General features: G+C 34.9%; 18 protein-coding genes. 5 read left to right on the forward strand and 13 right to left on the reverse strand.

The genetic code is table 11. The features are described from left to right. Positions 1-98 precede the first annotated feature (98 nt). Positions 99-521 (forward strand): secondary thiamine-phosphate synthase enzyme YjbQ, encoded by a 423-nt coding sequence (locus AC000W_RS07020; RefSeq protein ID WP_474747151.1) that lies wholly within the window; start codon positions 99-101, stop codon positions 519-521. Positions 522-575: 54 nt separating this feature from the next. Here the strand turns inward: AC000W_RS07020 and rplT are convergent, their stop codons facing one another. The 5 genes from rplT to AC000W_RS07045 all read right to left on the reverse strand — a co-directional run bounded on the left by rplT (position 576) and on the right by AC000W_RS07045 (position 4,117). Beyond that, a complete protein-coding gene (gene rplT, locus AC000W_RS07025; RefSeq protein ID WP_167961480.1) occupies positions 576-920 on the reverse strand; it encodes a 50S ribosomal protein L20 in 345 nt (114 codons plus the stop codon). A 93-nt stretch (positions 921-1,013) separates the two neighbouring features. Beyond that, positions 1,014-1,211: a 50S ribosomal protein L35 gene (gene rpmI, locus AC000W_RS07030; protein WP_053971854.1), complete on the reverse strand. Its 198-nt coding sequence runs from the start codon at positions 1,209-1,211 to the stop codon at positions 1,014-1,016. A gap of 57 nt (positions 1,212-1,268) precedes the next feature. Further along, complete coding sequence (gene infC, locus AC000W_RS07035; protein ID WP_474747367.1) at positions 1,269-1,829, reverse strand: translation initiation factor IF-3; 561 nt, start codon at positions 1,827-1,829, stop codon at positions 1,269-1,271. 30 nt (positions 1,830-1,859) lie between these two features. Next, positions 1,860-3,800, reverse strand: coding sequence for a threonine--tRNA ligase (gene thrS, locus AC000W_RS07040; RefSeq protein WP_474747153.1), 1,941 nt, complete (start codon positions 3,798-3,800; stop codon positions 1,860-1,862). 89 nt (positions 3,801-3,889) lie between these two features. Further along, on the reverse strand, positions 3,890-4,117 hold the full coding sequence (locus tag AC000W_RS07045) for a DUF6095 family protein (RefSeq protein WP_474747154.1): 228 nt from the start codon (positions 4,115-4,117) through the stop codon (positions 3,890-3,892). Positions 4,118-4,193: 76 nt separating this feature from the next. Between AC000W_RS07045 and AC000W_RS07050 the strand changes: the two genes are divergently transcribed. From AC000W_RS07050 to AC000W_RS07065, 4 genes are all read left to right on the forward strand, one after another. Continuing rightward, on the forward strand, positions 4,194-5,507 hold the full coding sequence (locus tag AC000W_RS07050; protein ID WP_474747156.1) for an MGH1-like glycoside hydrolase domain-containing protein: 1,314 nt from the start codon (positions 4,194-4,196) through the stop codon (positions 5,505-5,507). A 1-nt stretch (position 5,508) separates the two neighbouring features. Next, positions 5,509-7,155 (forward strand): sodium:solute symporter family transporter, encoded by a 1,647-nt coding sequence (locus tag AC000W_RS07055; RefSeq protein ID WP_474747157.1) that lies wholly within the window; start codon positions 5,509-5,511, stop codon positions 7,153-7,155. 4 nt (positions 7,156-7,159) lie between these two features. Then, complete coding sequence (locus AC000W_RS07060) at positions 7,160-8,281, forward strand: glycerate kinase (RefSeq protein ID WP_474747159.1); 1,122 nt, start codon at positions 7,160-7,162, stop codon at positions 8,279-8,281. 67 nt (positions 8,282-8,348) lie between these two features. Next, positions 8,349-8,807, forward strand: coding sequence for a GAF domain-containing protein (locus tag AC000W_RS07065; protein WP_474747160.1), 459 nt, complete (start codon positions 8,349-8,351; stop codon positions 8,805-8,807). On the opposite strand, the gene AC000W_RS07070 is transcribed toward AC000W_RS07065, so the two are convergent. The 8 genes from AC000W_RS07070 to AC000W_RS07105 form a co-directional block, all read right to left on the reverse strand. Next, positions 8,791-9,690, reverse strand: a complete 900-nt coding sequence (locus AC000W_RS07070; protein ID WP_474747162.1) for a DUF4249 family protein — start codon at positions 9,688-9,690, stop codon at positions 8,791-8,793. The two genes, AC000W_RS07065 and AC000W_RS07070, sit on opposite strands and share 17 nt — an antisense overlap. Positions 9,691-9,693: 3 nt before the next feature. Further along, positions 9,694-12,093 carry a TonB-dependent receptor gene (locus AC000W_RS07075; protein WP_474747163.1) on the reverse strand — a complete coding sequence of 800 codons (2,400 nt, stop codon included), beginning with the start codon at positions 12,091-12,093 and terminating at the stop codon, positions 9,694-9,696. 125 nt (positions 12,094-12,218) lie between these two features. Further along, positions 12,219-14,438 (reverse strand): NADP-dependent isocitrate dehydrogenase, encoded by a 2,220-nt coding sequence (locus AC000W_RS07080; RefSeq protein WP_474747165.1) that lies wholly within the window; start codon positions 14,436-14,438, stop codon positions 12,219-12,221. 668 nt (positions 14,439-15,106) lie between these two features. Then, complete coding sequence (gene rplS / locus AC000W_RS07085) at positions 15,107-15,457, reverse strand: 50S ribosomal protein L19 (RefSeq protein ID WP_474747166.1); 351 nt, start codon at positions 15,455-15,457, stop codon at positions 15,107-15,109. A 144-nt stretch (positions 15,458-15,601) separates the two neighbouring features. Beyond that, positions 15,602-16,276 carry a tRNA (guanosine(37)-N1)-methyltransferase TrmD gene (gene trmD, locus AC000W_RS07090; RefSeq protein ID WP_474747167.1) on the reverse strand — a complete coding sequence of 225 codons (675 nt, stop codon included), beginning with the start codon at positions 16,274-16,276 and terminating at the stop codon, positions 15,602-15,604. Between the two features lie 27 nt (positions 16,277-16,303). Next, the gene (locus AC000W_RS07095) at positions 16,304-16,747 is read right to left on the reverse strand and encodes a GNAT family N-acetyltransferase (protein ID WP_474747169.1); all 444 of its coding nucleotides are present in this window, start codon (positions 16,745-16,747) and stop codon (positions 16,304-16,306) included. Between the two features lie 44 nt (positions 16,748-16,791). Further along, entirely contained in the window at positions 16,792-17,418 is a 627-nt protein-coding gene (locus tag AC000W_RS07100) for a tRNA (guanine-N1)-methyltransferase (protein WP_474747170.1), read from the reverse strand. Between the two features lie 205 nt (positions 17,419-17,623). After that, positions 17,624-19,021, reverse strand: coding sequence for a S1C family serine protease (locus AC000W_RS07105; protein ID WP_474747172.1), 1,398 nt, complete (start codon positions 19,019-19,021; stop codon positions 17,624-17,626). Between the last annotated feature and the right edge of the window lie 123 nt (positions 19,022-19,144).

The following is a 19,144-nucleotide window of genomic DNA, read 5'->3' on the forward strand; positions in this document are numbered from 1 at the left end:
ATATTAAGAAGGGGCAAAGGTATTTTTTCTACTGTAATAAAACTGTTTAATTTGATGAAGTTTCCATTAAATTAGTAGCACACTTTAAGTTTTGTTGCATGAATTTTTATCAAAAAGAAATACGATTGACACCTTATAGAAGAGGTTTTCATTTGGTCACAGATAGAATTGAGGATGAAATACCTGAAATTAAAAAAATGAAAACAGGAATCTTACATGTTTTTATTAAACACACTTCAGCAAGTCTTACAATCAATGAAAATGCAGACCCAACGGTTCGGGTAGATTTTGAAAGCCATATGAATGTTATGGTTCCAGAAAATGCCTCATATTATATTCATACTTATGAAGGTCCAGACGATATGCCTGCACATATTAAAGCTTCATTAATGGGAAATTCTGTACAAGTGCCCATCACAAATGGGAAATTGAATTTAGGAATATGGCAGGGTATTTATTTATGTGAACATAGGGATTCTGCTTCTGGAAGAAAATTGATAATCACCGCATATGGAATATAAACAAAAAAATCCCACTATTAGAGCGGGATTTTTATAAGTGAGAATGTTTTTAATTTATTTTACTTTGTCCACTACTGCTTTAAAAGCATCTGGGTGATTCATAGCTAAATCTGCAAGAACCTTACGATTAAGGTCAATGTTGTTAGCTTTTACCTTGCCCATAAATTGTGAGTAAGACATTCCATGCAATCTAGCACCTGCATTAATACGGGTAATCCATAGGGAACGAAAAGTTCTTTTCTTGTTTCTACGGTCTCTATAAGCATATAACATTGCTTTTTCAACCGCATTTTTGGCTACTGTCCAAACGTTTTTACGTCTTCCAAAGTAACCTTTGGCTTGCTTCATCACTTTTTTTCTACGAGCTCTAGAAGCAACTGAATTTACTGATCTTGGCATACTGTTTTAATTTTTTGTAGTAGGCGTCCTAATATATTTAGGAACTTTTTTGCCCAACTCCAGGGTTAATGATTAATTACCGATAAGGTCCAATTATTTTAAACGTAATTGTTCCTTAATACTATTAACATCTGACTCGTGCACTAATGTAGAGTGTGTTAACGCTAGCTTACGCTTTTTGCTCTTCTTTGTAAGAATATGGCTTTTAAAAGCGTGCTTTCTTTTGATTTTACCAGAACCTGTAAGCTTAAAACGCTTTTTGGCACTGGATTTTGTTTTCATTTTAGGCATTATTTCCTATTTATATTAATCTCACTTATTATCTTAAAACTGAAAATTAATCAGTTCTTATTTTTTAACTTTTGTTTTAGGCGCAAGGAACATTGTCATTCTTTTTCCTTCCAACTTGGGCATTTGTTCTACTTTGCCAAAATCCTCTAATTCGGAGGCAAGTTTCAATAATAAAATTTCCCCCTGATCCTTATAAACTATGGAACGTCCTTTAAAGAATACATATGCCTTTAATTTGGCACCGTCTTTAAGAAACTTTTCCGCATGTTTCTTTTTAAACTCGTAATCATGGTCATCAGTTTGGGGTCCAAATCTAATTTCCTTGATTACAACTTTGGAGGCTTTGGCCTTCATGACCTTTTCCCTCTTCTTTTGTTCGTAAAGAAACTTTTTATAGTCTATTATTTTACAAACAGGTGGATCTGCTTTTGGTGATATTTCAACCAAATCTAATCCCAATTCATCTGATTTGTCTAACGCATCAGATAATTTATAAACACCTACTTCAATATTATCACCTACTAATCTCACACTTGGAGCGGTGATTTTTTCATTGATATTGTGAGGGTTTTTATTTTCCCTCCTAGGCTGGGGCCTAAATCTTTTTCGTATTGCTATGGCTTAAATATTTTTAATTAAACATTAATCTTAAAACGACTTTAAGGTACTATTTATTTCCTTATTGACCAAGTCAGCAAAATCGTTTACAGAAAGTGTGCCAAAATCTTCTCCTCCATGTCTACGAACAGATATGGTATTGGTTTCATCTTCTTTTTCCCCTACGATTAGCATATATGGTATTTTGTTCATTTCTGCCTCACGTATTTTCTTGCCTACAGTTTCGTTTCTCTTGTCAACGAGGGCGCGAATTTCGTGATTTTCTAGGGATTCTAAAACTTTTTTGGCATATTTTTCATGCTTTTCGCTAATTGGTAACACAACTGCCTGTTCTGGAATAAGCCACAATGGGAAATTCCCACCTGTATGTTCCAATAAAAGGGCAATAAAACGCTCCATACTCCCAAAAGGTGCACGGTGTATCATTACAGGTCTATGTGATTCATTATCACTGCCTTTATATGTTAAATCAAATCGTTCTGGAAGGTTGTAGTCTACCTGTATGGTACCTAATTGCCAACTCCTACCCAAGGCATCTTTTACCATAAAATCCAGCTTTGGACCATAGAAAGCAGCTTCACCACTTTCTATTGTATAATTCAATCCTTTTTCTTTTGCTGCATTTATTATGGCATTTTCAGCTTTTTCCCAATTTTCAACGGAACCAATATATTTCTCTGGTTTGTCCAAATCACGAACTGAAACTTGCGCAGTAAAATTTTCAAACCCTAAAGAACCTAAAACATATAATGATAAATCAATTACATTTTTAAATTCATCATCTAATTGTTCAGGAGTACAGAAAATATGGGCATCATCTTGTGTAAATCCACGTACACGTGTTAATCCATGTAATTCACCACTTTGTTCGTATCTATACACAGTTCCAAACTCAGCATATCTTTTGGGTAATTCTCTATAACTGAATGGTTTATGATTGTATATCTCACAATGATGAGGACAGTTCATAGGTTTTAATAAGAACTCTTCATCCTCTTTAGGTGTGGTTATTGGCTGAAAACTATCAGCGCCATATTTTTCATAGTGACCAGAAGTAACATATAATTCTTTCTGACCAATATGTGGAGAAACCACCATTTCATAACCAGCTTTCTTTTGGGCTTTTTTAAGGAATTGCTCCAATCTTTCTCTTAAAGCAGCCCCTTTTGGTAGCCATAGTGGTAATCCTTGGCCTACTTTTTGCGAAAAAGTAAAAAGCTCTAATTCTTTCCCTAATTTCCTATGGTCTCTCTTTTTTGCCTCTTCAAGTAATTCTAAATATTCAGTAAGCTCTTTTTGTTTAGGAAAAGAAATCCCGTACACACGTGTTAGTTGAGTGTTTTTTTCATCACCTCGCCAATAAGCTCCAGCAACACTCAATATTTTAATAGCTTTTATAATGCCCGTGTTGGGAATGTGCCCGCCACGGCATAAATCTGTAAAAGTGTCATGGTCACAAAAAGAAATAGTACCATCTTCCAGATTTTCAATTAGTTCTACTTTGTATTGGTTTCCTTGAGATTTGTATAAACTAAGAGCATCCGCTTTAGAGACGGAACGCATTTTAAAATCATGCTTTCCACGAGCAATTTCCAATGCTCTTTTTTCAATCTCTGGAAAATCCTTTTCAGATATGACCTGGTCACCCAAATCTACATCGTAATAAAACCCATTATCAATTGCAGGTCCAATAGTTAATTTTACCCCAGGATATAGCTCTTCAATGGCTTGTGCTACCACATGTGAGGTAGAATGCCAAAAAGTGGTTTTCCCTTCTTTATCATTCCATGTATAGAGAGTTAAAGTACCATCTGTGGTCAAAGGTGTAACAGATTCCACTTTGGTGTCATTAAAACTGGCTGAAATAACATTTCTTGCCAAACCTTCACTAATACTCTTTGCAATATCTAGTGGAGTGCTTCCACTTTCAAATTCTTTTATAGAACCGTCTGGTAATGTAATTTTTATCATTGGATTTTCTACATCAATAAGGGAGCAAAGATAACATCTTGGATTGATGCTGACAATAGATATATCATATGTCTTTTGGAAAGATTAAATCACTTTTTTTTAGAAAAAAGCGCATCCATAATAATTTTTATGCTGTAAAACCCAAAACCAATTGCTAAAATTGCCAAAATACAACCAATGATTAAAACAGGCCAATAAAAAGGATGTTCATGGTTTTTAAATGCTTGATAAATTACCCATGGTGCTGCGAACATTAAGGCCACGGTATACCCAATAAATTTTAGACCTCTTACCAACTTATCTTTATCCGTCCCCATATTTACACCCATAAATAATTGAAATCAAAAATAGGAATATTACACTTATATTTATAGAATTAAGGAGATGACTTATATGAAAAACACAACGCTACTGAAGAAAGCAGAGCAAGTTTTAAAAAATAATTGGAAAAATGGTTTTACGATTCCTTGTGAAGGTTTGTATCCTTTTCAATGGAACTGGGACTCGGGATTTATTGCTTTGGGATGGGCACATATTGATATGGAAAGGGCAAAGTCCGAAATTAACTTTTTGCTGTCCGGACAATGGAAAAATGGATTTATCCCCCATATTCTTTTTCATAATGAATCTGAAACATATTATCCAGGACCTGAGGTTCATGCCAGTTATTTAAGTATAAATGCTTCTAATGTTAAAACATCGGGTATTACCCAACCTCCAGTTCTCGGTTTTATATTGGAGGAGCTGTATAAAATTTCTGAGGGAAAAGAAGTTGAATTTATTAGCAAGGTGTTCGACAAGGTTTTTGATAATCACAACTATTTTTATGAGAATAGAGACCCAAAAAAGGAAGGGTTGGTCTATATCTGCCACAATTGGGAAGCGGGGACTGATAATACTCCTGTTTGGGATGTAATATGGGAAGATTTAGACTCCCCAGAATATGTATTGAATAGGAGGGATGTGCAACATGTTGATGCCTCTAATAGGCCATCAAATAGGGAATATCAACACTACATACATTTAATAGAACTTTTTAAGAAGTGGAAATATGATGACGCTCTTATTGCAGAAAACTGTCCTTTTTTAATACAAGACCCCCTTTTTAATTCCATGCTAATAGCTTCTAACGAAAGTTTAATTCGTCTTGGGAGGCAATTAGGGAAAGACGATGCCGTAGACCAATTAAAAGAATGGAACGTGAAGGCGAAATTAGGGATGAATATTAAGTTATTTAATAAAGAGAAGAAAGCATATGTATATTATGATCTAAGAAATGAAAGACGTATAGATTATGTTTCATCCTCTTCTTTTGCTCCTTTATTTGCAGGTGTTCCATCTAAAGAAATTGCTACATCTATAGTAGCTCATCATTTTGTAAATGGTAATTTTTCTGGTATAAATAATGAAATGATTCTTTGTGCTTCTTTTAATCCTAAAAGCAAACTTTTTGACCCCAAACGATATTGGAGAGGACCGGTTTGGATTAATTTAAACTGGATAATATATAGAGGACTAAGGGGCTATGGATTTAATGAACTGGCAGATAAAATAAAAAAAGACACTTTGTATTTGGTAGAGAATTTTGGATTTTATGAATATTTTGACCCTCGGAGAGAAGTACAGGAAACATTGGAAAAAGGATATGGGGGAAATAATTTTTCTTGGAGCGCAGCACTATATATTGATTTAATAAATAATAAATAGCATGAATATTTTAGACTATGTCATTGTAGTGGTCTATCTCCTTGGTTTTTTGGGAATGGGGTACTTTTTTAAAGACAACAACAACTCCAAAGAATATTTTTTGGGCGGTAGGAGTATGGGTTGGTTTCCGCTGAGCCTATCCACAATGGCCACTCAATTATCGGCTATAAGCTTTATTTCAGCTCCGGCCTTTGTGGGTCTTAAGCTGAATGGAGGCATGAAATGGTTGACTTTTGAAATCGCCGTTCCTCTTGCTATGATTTTTATAATGATTCTAGTTATTCCGCCACTATTTCGTTCTGGGGTGGTGAGTATTTATGAGTTTGTGGAGAAACGATTTTCTTCTTCAACTAGAATGATTTTAAGTGTAGTTTTTCAAATTAGTAGGGCTTTGGGAACAGGAGTTATGGTGTACACTATTGCTATTATTTTACAAGCTGTATTAGATATAGATTATGTATATACTGTACTTATTATCAGTGTTATTACCATTATATATTCGTGGCAAGGTGGAATGAAAGCTGTTGTTTGGGGAGACGCCATACAAATGATTATTTTGTTTTTTGGCTTATTGATATGCCTTTTTTATGGTTGGCAGCTGTTAGGTGAGCATGGTGGTTTGGCTAATGGTTTTGATACAGAACGGCTGCAAGTAATCGATTTTAATTGGGGAATAGGAGAAGGAGAAGAGTACGGTTTTTGGCCTATGTTGATAGGCGGGTTTTTTCTTTATGTTTCGTATTATGGCTGTGATCAAACACAGGCACAAAGAATGTTATCTGCTAAGAATGAAAAAACAATTCGGCAACTTTTACTGGCTAACGGGTTATTGCGATTCCCCGTAGTTTTTCTATACTGTACTATTGGTCTTATAATTGGGGCTTTGGTTACTTCGGACGCTAGCTTTATGAACGATATTGCAGTGATGACGCAAAAGTACTTTCCTCAAGAATATGCACAAAGTGGTACCAAACCAGATTTAATGATTCCTATTTTTATTATAAAATACTTGCCTCATGGGTTTATTGGAATTTTGATGGTAGGTATCCTTTCTGCTGCGATGTCGTCTTTAAGTTCTACCGTAAATTCATTGTCAGCAGTTAGTGTTGAAGACTTTTTTAATAGAGGAAAAAAGAAATTGTCACCCAAGAAATACATGTTCGTTTCTAAAATGTCAGTGTTGTTCTGGGGTGTAGTCTGTATGGCATGTTCCTTTTTGTTTGGAGGTAGCAAAAGTGCTGTTATAGAAATAATCAATGCTATCGGTTCGGTTTTTTATGGACCCGTTTTGGTTACATTTTTGTTGGCCATGTTTTCTAAAAAAGTGAACCATATAGGGATGAATGCAGGTATACTGGTAGCTGTTGCAATAAATCTTATATTCTCTAAGACCATGCAAGGCATTTTTAATATCGATTTAGGCATTCATATTTTTTGGATTTGGCTCAATTTTACAGGTGTCATTTTAACGCTTGTGGTAGCTTATTTGGTAAGTTATTTAACAAGTGGTACCAAGGCCAAGGCTTTGGGAGAGGTTAGCCTTCTGCCCAAGAAATCAGATTTTATGCAGAAAGAGGTATATATTCTTCTTGCCTTTTTTGTATTCATAGTAGCTTTTAGTTTTATGATACCACACTTGTTTGCATAATTCTATGAAAATAGTATTAATTCCAGATAAATTTAAAGGTTCCGCTACAGCGGAGGAAGTAATTAATGCCATAGAAAAGGGAATAAAAAAAGCAGAACCAACAGCTGAAACATATAGTGTAATGGCATCGGATGGTGGTGATGGTTTTTTAGATGCAGTATCTAATTATATAGAAGCAGAAGAAGTTACGATGGAGACAGTAGATCCATTGAACAGAAAAATGACGACCTCCTATTTGTTTGATGCCAAAGAAAATGCAGCTTATATAGAAATGGCCAAAGCTTCAGGGATGGAGTTGCTAATTGAACTTGAACGTAACCCTATGAAAACGTCTACCTATGGTACAGGGCTGCTGATTAAAGATGCGATTGCAAGGGGCGCAAAAAGCATTTATGTTGGCATGGGTGGTAGTGCCACCAATGATGGAGGTATAGGAATGGCAAAAGCAATGGGATATAGATTTAGAGATGGGGAAAACTGGGAGCTGGAACCAATTGGGGAAAACCTCATAAAAATTGATGGTATAGCGGGTAAGACACCTGAGGCATTTTCTAAAGTTTCCTTTTTTGCCATAAACGATGTGCAAAACCCTTTGTTTGGAATAGAAGGGGCTGCTTTTGTGTATGCTAGACAAAAGGGTGCTACGGATGAGATTATAAAAGATTTGGATCAAGGTTTAGTGCATTTGGATAAAATGGTTCAAATACATCTGAGTAAAAGTAAAGCTCACGTTCTTGGTGCAGGTGCGGCAGGTGGTGCAGGATATGGGCTAAAAACATTTTTTAATGCCGAGTTTATAAGTGGCATACAATTTTTGTTGAAACTGGGGAACGTTCCAAAACTTTTGGAGAGCAATAAGATAGATTATATTATTACAGGAGAAGGCAAGATTGATGACCAAACCTTACAGGGAAAATTGATAAAAGGGGTTGTGAATATGGGCATGCAATATAAAATCCCTGTTGTGGCAGTATGTGGAAAATTGGATGTTGGTAAAGCTAAATTGAAGGATTTGGGATTACATGATGCTTTACAAGTGAGCGATACTTCCAAATCTTTTGAATACAATATGAACCATGCCCCAGAATTGATTGAAAAAACTGTTTATGAGTATTTTAAGGGATAGATAAAGACTACGCTACATGATAAAGAACTGAGTTAAAAATAATCAGAAATAAAAACAAAAATCAATAATGGATACTATAAATGACTTACTAAATAAACCAAATATTGACTGGCAACAAGTACTATCAAAAGTTATAGAAGATTTTGGTTGTACAACAGGTACTCTCCATTTCTTGGATAAAGAAACAAACTTGCTAAAATTACAGGCACAACAAGGTATTCCGGATTTTTTGCTTCCCAAAGTGTCTTTGATACCTATTGGAAAAGGAATGGCAGGTATTGCAGCCGAACGTATGGAAGCTGTAGAAATGTGTAATCTGCAAACAGATACTTCTGGAGTGGCTCGCCCAGCCGCCAAAGAAACCAAAGTAGAAGGCTCCATTGCAACTCCTATGATTCTAGATGGTGTTTTGTATGGTACATTAGGCATTGCCAAGCCTATTCCTTATGATTTTACTAAAGAGGAGGTAGATAGTTTATTAAAAATTGGCTCAGGAATCAGCGGAGTGCTTATTCAATCACAATAGAAGCTGTATGCTCTTGTACCACGGCAAAATACCCTAAAGGAAAGAGATTGGGTTGGTTTACATTGTCAAAAACTTCATCGTTGTCTAAATCCGTCACATCAAAAATATTACCTCGTATAGTAGCCACAGGCGTGCTAAAGACATTAAAATCTCCTCTACTTACATCTATCAACTGGCCCATATAGTTATAAAAAGTCTGGTCTACCCCAAGAATGCTAATATCTATTTCTCTTCCAGATTCTAATTCTTCATCAAAAAAATAAGAAAACTCAAATTCCTGCCCTAGATAAAAAGTATCCTCGGTTACTTCATAATTGTTGAACCCAAAATCGAATAGGTAAAAATCTTCCCTATCTGGTTCGTCTGTATAAGAGATAATAATTTCAGTATCATCTTCATTGAAAAGCGTATTATCTCCCTGTTCTAAATTATCAATGGGAACAGTTGGCACGTATGGCGTTCTTGCAAAATACCTACGCCCCTCATGTTCTAGTAATAAAATGAATTCTACTCCTTCTATCACAGATGCTGTTCTAATACGTTGGTCCGATGAAAAATTTGGGTCTGGTACATAAATGCCACTTCCTGGAGTCACTTCTGCTAAAGAAGAAAAGTACAACTCATCAAAAAGTTCGGGCGCATTGGCGCGGGGTATGCCATATTGAATCACGGCATTATCCAATTGTGTCACTGGAATTTCCCCAAAAAAGTCATTGGATTTAGTAATTTTTATTTCAACGGGAACAAACTCTAGATTTTTGTCTACTCTAATTAAGCCGTTTACAATCAATCTAGATTCAGTATTTGGAGTGTCAATATCTATTACATCTTCACATCCAAGAAGAATAAATAGTATGAGCGGAATGTAAAAATACTTTTTCATGGCCTAAAATTTAAAATTATAGGTTATTGCCGGAACAATTCCAAAAATGGAAGTGCGTATAGCTTCATTTACACCAGTATCTTGGTTCCTTCTAAAATTTATTGAAGCGGCATTCTTTCTATTGTATATATTATATATGCTAAACACCCATTCGGAGTCCCATTCTCTTTTTTTATTTTTCTTTGGGGTTAGGGATGCAGATATGTCCATTCTATGGTAATTGGGCAAGCGTTCTTTATTACGTAACCCATAGTATGGAATTGTTAGCCCTTGGAAATTAAACTGCCCTACTGGATAATTGGTGGGTTGTCCTGTTTGAAAAATAAAGTTAGAATTGAAACTCCATTTATCATTTAGTTCATAGCTACCATAAAGGGCAACATCATGGGTTTTGTCATAGGGCGTATTATACCATTCCCCCAAATTGATGCCCGTTTCTAAATTGGATCTACCATTGTCAAAAATCGGTGTTCTACCTGGAGTCCGTTGTTCGGATTTAGAAAGAGTGTAGGCTAACCAACCTGTTAATTTTCCTTCGTTTTTGCGTAAAAGTACTTCCCATCCGTAAGCTCTTGCCTCCCCATTTAGAATTACTTGCTCAATGGCATCATTTGCGATAAGGTCTGCCCCATCAATATAATCAATTCTGTTTGCTACATCTTTATAAAAAACTTCAGTCTCAAAAGAATATGTTCCATTTTTTATGTCTTTAAAAAAACCCATAGCGTATTGATTGAGCAGCTGCGGTTTAACAAAAGGTCCGCTTGGAGTCCAAACATCCAAAGGAGTGGGGGAGGAAGTATTGGAAAGCAGATGAAGATACTGCGCCATCCTAATATAACTTGCTTTTATAGAAGTATTGGGATTAATGGTATAGGACATAGCAATTCTTGGTTCTAGATTTGTATAACTAGCCAAGCTGCCTTTTCTTCCTGGTTGTTCTACAGCAATGGGGTCAGCTTCTTGATATATAAGTAAAAAAGGGTCAAAAAAGACAGGGTTATTGTTTTCATATACATTGATTTTATCTTGCCCCAACCGATTAAAATTACTTAAACGCAGTCCATATTCCAGGCTTAAATTTTCAGTTAGGGTATGTTCTATATCTACATATCCTGCTAACTCATTTGCATATTTTTTGGTCAACTGATCTTCTACAATACCAGAATCAGGACTGTTGGGCTTTATTTTTCCAGGATTAAAAGTATAATAGGTATTGTGTACCCCATAATTGATCTGGAATTTGTCATTTAAGTAGTATTTTAAATCATATTTTACATTGAAATTCTGAATACCAGAATTCCATTCGAACCCAACAAAGTCTAATTCCAAACCATAATAGTAATCCGAGTATATGAGCGATAAGTTGGAGAATAATTTGTCTGAAAATAAATGGTTCCACCTAAAATTCACTACTGAATTACCATAGGTATTTACAAAATTGTCATTAAGACTAAAGACATCTCTTCCAAAATAACCCGATAGAAAAATATTGTTGTTTTCATTGATTCTATGATTCAGTTTAGTGTTAAGGTCATAGAAATAAGCTTTGTTTTTAATGTCAAACAAAGGCAGAAAAAGATGGGCATAAGAAGCCCTACCGCCAATTAGAAAGGCCGACCTGTCTTTTGCAATTGGACCTTCTGCCAATAACCTACTTGCAACAGCTCCAATACCACCACTCATTTTAAATTCTTTGCTGTTTCCTTCTTTTTGAAAAATTTCTAGGACAGATGAGACTCTGCCGCCATAACGTGATGGAATACCGCCTTTAAATAGCTTTACATCTTTAATGGCATCTGGGTTAAAGACAGAGAAAAAACCAAATAAGTGAGAGGTGTTAAAAATAGTCGCTTCATCTAACAAGATTAAATTTTGATCAGCGGCGCCACCCCTAACATTAAAGCCAGAAGAGGCTTCTCCGGCATTACTTACCCCTGGAAGCAATATAATGGATTTTATAACATCTGCTTCTCCAAGAATAACAGGGATTTTTTTTATTGTTCTCACCTCCAGTGCATTTACACTCATTTGCGGCTTTCTAATATTCAGTTTTTCAACATTTTCAGAAACCACAACTTCATCTAATTGCTGGGCTTCTTCAACTAAACCGAAGTTGATTTTTTTATCTGTACTCAATGATATTTTTTGAGATATATCCTGAAAGCCCAAATAGGTTACCATAAAGGTATATTCTCCCTCTGGAAGAGTAATGGAATAGAAACCATATTCATTGGTCGTAGTACCCGTTCGTAATTCTGGGATGACAATGGAAACCCCAATTAATGTTTCATTACTAGTTTCATCTGTAATAGTACCGCTAAGTGTATGCTTTTGTTGGGAAATTGAGAATAGTGGGGATAGTGTAAGCAACCAAAAAAAGAACTTGGGTAACCATTTCATTTAGAAAGTAATTTTCTTAAATGTAAAGAGAAAATTTTGAGCTAAAAAAGAACCTTGTGTTAATTTTAATAATAAAAGCCTGCCATAATTAATTTTATGGCAGGCTTTTGTTTAGGTACGTACATCTATAACTTAGATATAATTGTGTTAAAAGATGTACTAGGTCTCATTGCTTTTGCAGCCTTCTCTGCATTTGGCAGATAATACCCATCTATATTAATAGTTGTGCCTTGAGCATCATTTAATTCTTCTAGAATTTTTGATTCACTCTCTGTTAAGGCTGTAGCAATAGGAGAGAAGGTATCTTTTAATTCTTTGCTTTCATTTTGCGCAGCCAAAGCTTGAGCCCAATATAATGTTAGATAGAAATGACTTCCTCTACTGTCTAATTCTTTGACCTTTCTAGATGGGGATTTGTCATTGTCCAAGAATTTTTCGGTTGCTTCATCTAAAGTACTGGCCAAGACTTTTGCTTGTTCAATGCCGTTTTTTTCACCGTAGTGTTCTAACGAAACTCCTAGAGCTAAAAATTCACCCAAAGAATCCCATCTAAGATGTCCTTCTTCCAAAAATTGCTCCACATGTTTAGGGGCCGAACCACCAGCACCAGTTTCAAAAAGTCCACCACCATTCATTAGGGGAACAATGGAAAGCATTTTGGCACTAGTTCCTACCTCCAATATTGGAAATAAATCCGTTAAATAATCTCTCAATACATTTCCTGATACAGAAATTGTGTCTTTTCCTTCTTTGAGGCGTTTTAAAGTAAATAAGGTCGCTTTTAAGGGAGATAATATACTAATGTCCAAACCTGAAGTGTCATGGTTTGGAAGATATATATTTACTTTTTTAATTAGTTCTGCATCGTGAGCCCTGTTTTCATTTAACCAAAATACCGCTGGGGTACCAGTTGCTCTTGCTCTTGAAACAGCCAATTTTATCCAATCTTGAATTGGAGCATCTTTTACTTGGCACATTCTCCAGATATCACCTTCTTCTACTGTATGCTCAATTATGGTTTTACCAGAATTTGCATTAACTACCTTAACATTTCCAGATGCCGGTATTTCAAAAGTTTTATCATGGGAACCATATTCTTCTGCCTTTTGTGCCATAAGGCCTACATTGGGTACTGTACCCATTGTTGTTGGATCAAAAGCACCATGTTCTTTACAAAAATCTATAGTCGCTTGGTAAATATCAGCATAACTACTATCAGGAATTACGGCTTTAGTGTCTTGAGCTTTGCCTTCCGCATTCCACATTTGACCCGAATTTCTAATCATTGCTGGCATAGATGCATCAATGATAATATCACTAGGAACATGAAGGTTGGTTATTCCTTTATCGGAATTTACCATGGCCAAAGATGGACCATTGGTAATGGTACTTTCTATATCTGTCTCAATTTCCTTTCTTTTAGCTTCTGGTAATTCTTCCAATTTATTGAAAAGGCTTTCCAAACCATTATTGGGGCTTATGCCCAATTCTTCAAAGACAGTTGCGTGTTTTTTAAATACATCAGCAAAAAAAGTTTCCACGGCATGACCAAAAATGATGGGATCCGACACCTTCATCATTGTGGCTTTCATATGTAAGGAAAAAAGTACTCCTTGTTTTTTGGCGTCAGCTATTTGCTCTTTTAAAAAAGTCAGCAAAGCTTTCTTGCTAAGTACAGTAGCATCAATAATTTCACCAGCTAATAATGTAATTTTTTCTTTTAAAACTACTATCTCACCATTTTCTTTAACTAATTCAATACGAACATCAGTTGCATTATCAATGGTAACTGATTTTTCATTCGCCTTAAAATCACCATAAGACATAGTAGCTACATGTGTCTTGGAGTGAGAACTCCATGCGCCCATGGAATGCGGGTTCTTTTTGGCGTAATTTTTAATGGCTTTAGGGGCTCTTCGGTCAGAATTTCCTTCTCTCAGTACGGGGTTTACTGCACTCCCTTTAATCTTGTCGTATCTAGATTTTATCTCTTTTTCCTTATCATCACTAGGTTCGTCTGGATAACTAGGTACATTATATCCCTTGTTTTGAAGTTCTTTGATAGCTTCTTTTAATTGTGGGATAGACGCACTAATGTTTGGTAGTTTTATAATATTGGCTTCTGGTGTTTTTGCCAAGTTGCCTAATTCTTCCAAATCATTTGTAATTCTTTGCGAGCTTTCCAGAAAATCTGGGAAAGTGGCAATGATTCTTCCAGCTAGGGAAATATCTTTGGTTTCTATCTCAATACCAGATGATTTTGTAAAAGCTTCTATGATTGGCAAAAAGGATTGCGTTGCCAGTGCTGGTGCTTCATCTGTCTTTGTATAGTATATTTTTGGCATTTCTTAGGGTTTAATTTAAGCGGAGCAAATATACAATTTTAAGCCAGTGAAAAAGCAATGAAGTGCACTAAACTTTAGGGCTATCATGAATTGATGATAATTTGTAGAAAAACAAAAGCCATATCGTTGTACAAGTACAGTGACATGGCTTTTTAGAAATAGCTTTCAAATTTTTTTCTCCGCGCTTAACACGAATCCGCAACCATTGATTGCATTCTAATGACTATTTCAACGTTTAAAATACTTTTCATTCCCAATTTTGCAACCGAGTAACTACTATGTATTTCTCTTTTTACAGTTTTGGCTTTCGTTATTTTAAATACAAAGCCTAAACTTAAATATTTAAAGTAATTCAGCATTTTAGAAAACCATCAAGTCAAACTTTTTAATTTTCTAGTCCTCTTTGTTTCTTCAAATATAAATACTTGAATAATCAATCAAGAACAACTGCAAAAAATAAAGAACGCTAACTCTATGTGGCTTTTATATTGTCCGAAATACATCGTCCAATCTTTTAACCATGACATAAATGTAGGATAAAATTGGAAAGATGCAAATTTTATAACCAATTTAAAATGAACACGTTATAAACCATCATTATTAACAATTGTTAATAAAAAAAGCCTGTGAGTTATGTCACAGGCTTTTTACTATACTTTCTTCTTTGGTTAAGAACGAACTTCTTTGATTCTAGCTTTCTTACCAGTAAGTCCTCTAAAGTAGAAGATACGTGATCTACGAACTTTACCTTTTTTGTTCACCTCAATTTTCTGTAAGGCAGGTAAGTTAATTGGGAAGATACGCTCTACGCCAATAGTGCCAGACATTTTACGAATGGTGAAAGTTTCAGTTGCACCAGTACCTCTTCTTTGTATTACAACGCCTCTAAAAAACTGCGTACGTGTTTTTTCGCCTTCCTTAATTTCATAGTATACTGTGATTGTATCACCAGCGGAGAATTCAGGAAAATCTTTTTTTGGAACAAATTCGTCTTGAACAAATTTTACTAATGATTCCATTTTTATTTTTTTTATTGATTTATTAAAGTCAACTTTCACGTACTTCGTCAGAGGTTAATTTTAATCGACTGCAAAAATAGGTTATAAATTAAAACCTACAAGGTATTTTTTTAATTTTTTCGAAGAAGCTTAACTCCAATACACTTATTTTAAAAGGTCTGGTCTTAATTTTTCAGTCCGCTCCATGGCTTTTTCTTCTCTCCACTTCTCTATTTTTGGAAAATTACCACTTAAAAGGATATCAGGAACTTTAAGTCCTTTATATTCCGATGGTCTAGTATAGACTGGTGGTGCCAAAAGATTATCTTGAAAAGTGTCTGTAAGTGCCGAAGTTTCATTGTTCAGTACTCCTGGAATTAGTCTAATAATAGTATCACATAAAACAGCAGCACCTAATTCTCCACCGGACAATACATAATCACCAATGGAGATTTCTTTTGTAATCAAAGTATCACGAATGCGCTGGTCTATTCCTTTATAATGCCCACAAAGGATAATCATGTTTTTTTTTAATGAAAGCCCATTTGCCATTCTTTGATTTAGAGTTTCACCATCTGGGGTCATATATATGATTTCATCATAAACCCGTTCTTTTTTTAAACCTGAAATGCATTTGTCTATGGGTTCTATCATTAAAACCATACCAGCTCCTCCTCCAAACTGATAATCATCTACTTGGTTGTAACTATTATCAGTATAATCCCTTAAATTATGCATGTGAATTTCTACATGACCTTTTTCTATGGCTCTTTTTAGAATGGAAGCTTCAAAGGGGCTCTTTAGCAACTCTGGTAGTACGGTTATAATATCAATTCGCATATGTAAAGCCTAAGAAGGATTATGTTTCTATTTGGCGTTCCAAAAGTAGTGAAAACAATGAGAATCTTTTTCCCACCCCAGTTTTTCGTATAATTTTTGGGCTGGGTTTTTTATATTGGTTTCCAAGGCCAAACCCTTGTATTTTTTATAAATGCAATATTCTTTTGCTTTATTCAGCAAGGCCTCTCCAACTCCTTTTTTTCTGAATGCACTATCAACGTACAAATCATTCAATATATAAGAGGGTTGTAAGGACACCGATGAAAAAGTTTTATATAATTGTATAAACCCTACAGGTTTATCATCTAGATAAGCTAAAAACAGAATGGACTCATTATTTTCCATTCTAGAGTTTAAAAACTTTATTGCTGCCTGTAAATTGGATTTTTGTTCGTAGAAAACCCTATATGAGTCAAAGAGTGAATAAACATCTTTAAGGTTATCCTTATTAACTTTAGTAATTGTAATCATAAAGTTGCAGCAAAAAAAAGCTCCATTAAGGAACTTTTTTTTATTTAAGTTGATTTCTTCTTGTGCTTGTTGCGTTCGTCTTGCAACTCTCTATTTATTTTTTGTTCTCTTTCTAGAGCTCTTCTACGATGCTGTTCATATTCTTGTTCTAGTTCGGACAAGGCACTTTTGGATTCTTGAGTTAGAATATTGCTGTTTTTAAACTTTAAAATAAACATAGTAAGTAACAGCAATAGAGCACCTATTATGGACCATAAAATTAAATTGTAAGCTCCCTTGGAAACTCCCATGCCTAAAAGGGACATACTATCTTTTTCTTCAGTTACATCTGTTAATTGTGTTGTTGTTTGATCTAGTTTTTCTTTTAGGGAATTTATGGTAGTCTCATGCGTTGAAATGGTTGACTTTAATTCTCCAGCTTTTTTATTGGCAGCATTTAAAGTGTCCAAAACATTGGCTTTAAGTTTATCTAAATGAATAACTCTAACAACCTCATATCTTTTACCGTCTGCTCTATAGTTTCCAGATCTTTTAGTTATATAGTCAAATTGACTATCTATTGAACCTTCATCTAAGGATAATTTGTTCTCTTCTTTAGGGCTTTCTTGTGCAAACTGTACATTATAAGCTAGTAGGGCCAGTACAATAAATAGTATTTTGTGGGCTTTCATTTAAGTAATTCTATGTGTTAATAATGATTTTAGGGAAAGGCTAAAATAATTTAATAATATCAATTAAGAAAAAAAACGCTTATAAAGTGGTTTTTATTTTAGAAGATGTCTTTAATTTATTACTACTTAACTACTTGATAATTTTAGGCTTATAAACAAAAAAACACCCTTACTTAAAAGGGTGCTTCAATAACAACATAGTTTTTTATTGAAAAATGAGACGTTCCCTTTCACCATCATCAGTAAGAAGTGTAATGCTGGTGCGCTCATGTCTAGATATATTGCCAAAAGCTTTTTTAGCTTCTTGCAGGCCATTAATTTCTTCTTCATCCACAGCAATCAATATTTTGCCTACCAATCCGTATCCACGATATCTTTGAGGCACATCAACAATTTTAACCCCTTTTTTAGTTTTATACTTTTTCTGGTCTTTTTCTGACAAATCCTTTACAACAAAACCCATTACTGGCACTTCCAAAGTTAGATTTTTGCCTAATACAACAGGTATGGTCATATCATCTCCATCTCTATCAATATATACAGATAGTTTATCACCAGGTCTTTTTGATGAAATATATCCGGTAAGATCAGAGAATCTACGTACTCTAATATCATCAATCTGTTTAATAACATCACCAACCTTTATTCCTGCTTTATCAGCTCCAGAATCTTCAACTACATTGCCAACATACACGCCATCAATTTCATTGATGCCATTTTCAACCGCATACTGGGTATTTACATTTGGGCTCTGAATCCCTAAAATACCCTTTTGTACGGTACCATATTCCATGATATCCTCAACCACCTTCTTAGCAATATTACTTGGAACGGCAAAGGAATATCCTACGTAAGAACCTGTTTGCGAAGTAATGGCGGTATTTATGCCAATTAAATCTCCATTCGTATTCACCAATGCTCCACCACTATTCCCAGGATTTACTGCGGCATCAGTCTGTATAAAGGAGTGATCAGAACTACCTAATGCCCTAGCTTTGGCACTAACAATACCAGCGGTTACAGTTGAAGTTAAGTTAAAAGGATTCCCCACAGCCAACACCCATTCTCCAATTTTTGTGTGGTCAGAATCACCAAATGCTAAATAGGGAAGTTTATCTTCTGCATCAATTTTTAATAAGGCAATATCGGACTTTCCGTCCGTACCGATTAATTCGGCATCATATGTTTTATTGTTATTTAGTGTTACTTGTAGTTTATCTGCACGATCAATTACATGGTTGTTCGTTACAATATATCCATCGGGTGAAATAATTACACCAGAACCAGTTCCAATCTGTGGTCTTTGTGGTTCATCAAAACCATAAAAAAACTGCATAATGCTACTAGAACTTCCTTTACCAACACTCATGTTTTTAACATGAACAACTGCATGGACTGTATTTTCAGCCGCCACAGTAAAATCAATATCGCTTAATCTCGAAGATAGTGTTGGGGTAGGTGAATAATTTACCGTTTGAAAGGGCGATTTGGATTCATTTGAAACTAGTTTATAATTCTCTTTTTCAAAAAACAACTTATAAGCTCCTAAAGTAATTGCTCCTGCAAAAACGGAAACCAATAAAAGACTGCCTATTCTTTTCATAAATTATAGAATTTTAATGTTGATAAGGATAAAATTATTGCATTTATCCATTTTATTATTATTCTTTAACTCCTTTTTAACTACTAAAAAAACCTTAATAAAATCTATCTTTGTATTTCATTT

Source organism: Saonia sp., assembly GCF_056326165.1.

What these genes read in the sequence shown, in the direction of transcription:
- AC000W_RS07020 (WP_474747151.1), top strand. Translation starts at nt 99, where the DNA reads ATGAATTTTTATCAAAAAGAAATACGATTGACACCTTATAGAAGAGGT.
- rplT (WP_167961480.1), bottom strand. Translation starts at nt 920, where the DNA reads ATGCCAAGATCAGTAAATTCAGTTGCTTCTAGAGCTCGTAGAAAAAAA.
- rpmI (WP_053971854.1), bottom strand. Translation starts at nt 1,211, where the DNA reads ATGCCTAAAATGAAAACAAAATCCAGTGCCAAAAAGCGTTTTAAGCTT.
- thrS (WP_474747153.1), bottom strand. Translation starts at nt 3,800, where the DNA reads ATGATAAAAATTACATTACCAGACGGTTCTATAAAAGAATTTGAAAGT.
- AC000W_RS07045 (WP_474747154.1), bottom strand. Translation starts at nt 4,117, where the DNA reads ATGGGGACGGATAAAGATAAGTTGGTAAGAGGTCTAAAATTTATTGGG.
- AC000W_RS07050 (WP_474747156.1), top strand. Translation starts at nt 4,194, where the DNA reads ATGAAAAACACAACGCTACTGAAGAAAGCAGAGCAAGTTTTAAAAAAT.
- AC000W_RS07055 (WP_474747157.1), top strand. Translation starts at nt 5,509, where the DNA reads ATGAATATTTTAGACTATGTCATTGTAGTGGTCTATCTCCTTGGTTTT.
- AC000W_RS07060 (WP_474747159.1), top strand. Translation starts at nt 7,160, where the DNA reads ATGAAAATAGTATTAATTCCAGATAAATTTAAAGGTTCCGCTACAGCG.
- AC000W_RS07065 (WP_474747160.1), top strand. Translation starts at nt 8,349, where the DNA reads ATGGATACTATAAATGACTTACTAAATAAACCAAATATTGACTGGCAA.
- AC000W_RS07070 (WP_474747162.1), bottom strand. Translation starts at nt 9,690, where the DNA reads ATGAAAAAGTATTTTTACATTCCGCTCATACTATTTATTCTTCTTGGA.
- AC000W_RS07075 (WP_474747163.1), bottom strand. Translation starts at nt 12,093, where the DNA reads ATGAAATGGTTACCCAAGTTCTTTTTTTGGTTGCTTACACTATCCCCA.
- AC000W_RS07080 (WP_474747165.1), bottom strand. Translation starts at nt 14,438, where the DNA reads ATGCCAAAAATATACTATACAAAGACAGATGAAGCACCAGCACTGGCA.
- rplS (WP_474747166.1), bottom strand. Translation starts at nt 15,457, where the DNA reads ATGGAATCATTAGTAAAATTTGTTCAAGACGAATTTGTTCCAAAAAAA.
- trmD (WP_474747167.1), bottom strand. Translation starts at nt 16,276, where the DNA reads ATGCGAATTGATATTATAACCGTACTACCAGAGTTGCTAAAGAGCCCC.
- AC000W_RS07095 (WP_474747169.1), bottom strand. Translation starts at nt 16,747, where the DNA reads ATGATTACAATTACTAAAGTTAATAAGGATAACCTTAAAGATGTTTAT.
- AC000W_RS07100 (WP_474747170.1), bottom strand. Translation starts at nt 17,418, where the DNA reads ATGAAAGCCCACAAAATACTATTTATTGTACTGGCCCTACTAGCTTAT.
- AC000W_RS07105 (WP_474747172.1), bottom strand. Translation starts at nt 19,021, where the DNA reads ATGAAAAGAATAGGCAGTCTTTTATTGGTTTCCGTTTTTGCAGGAGCA.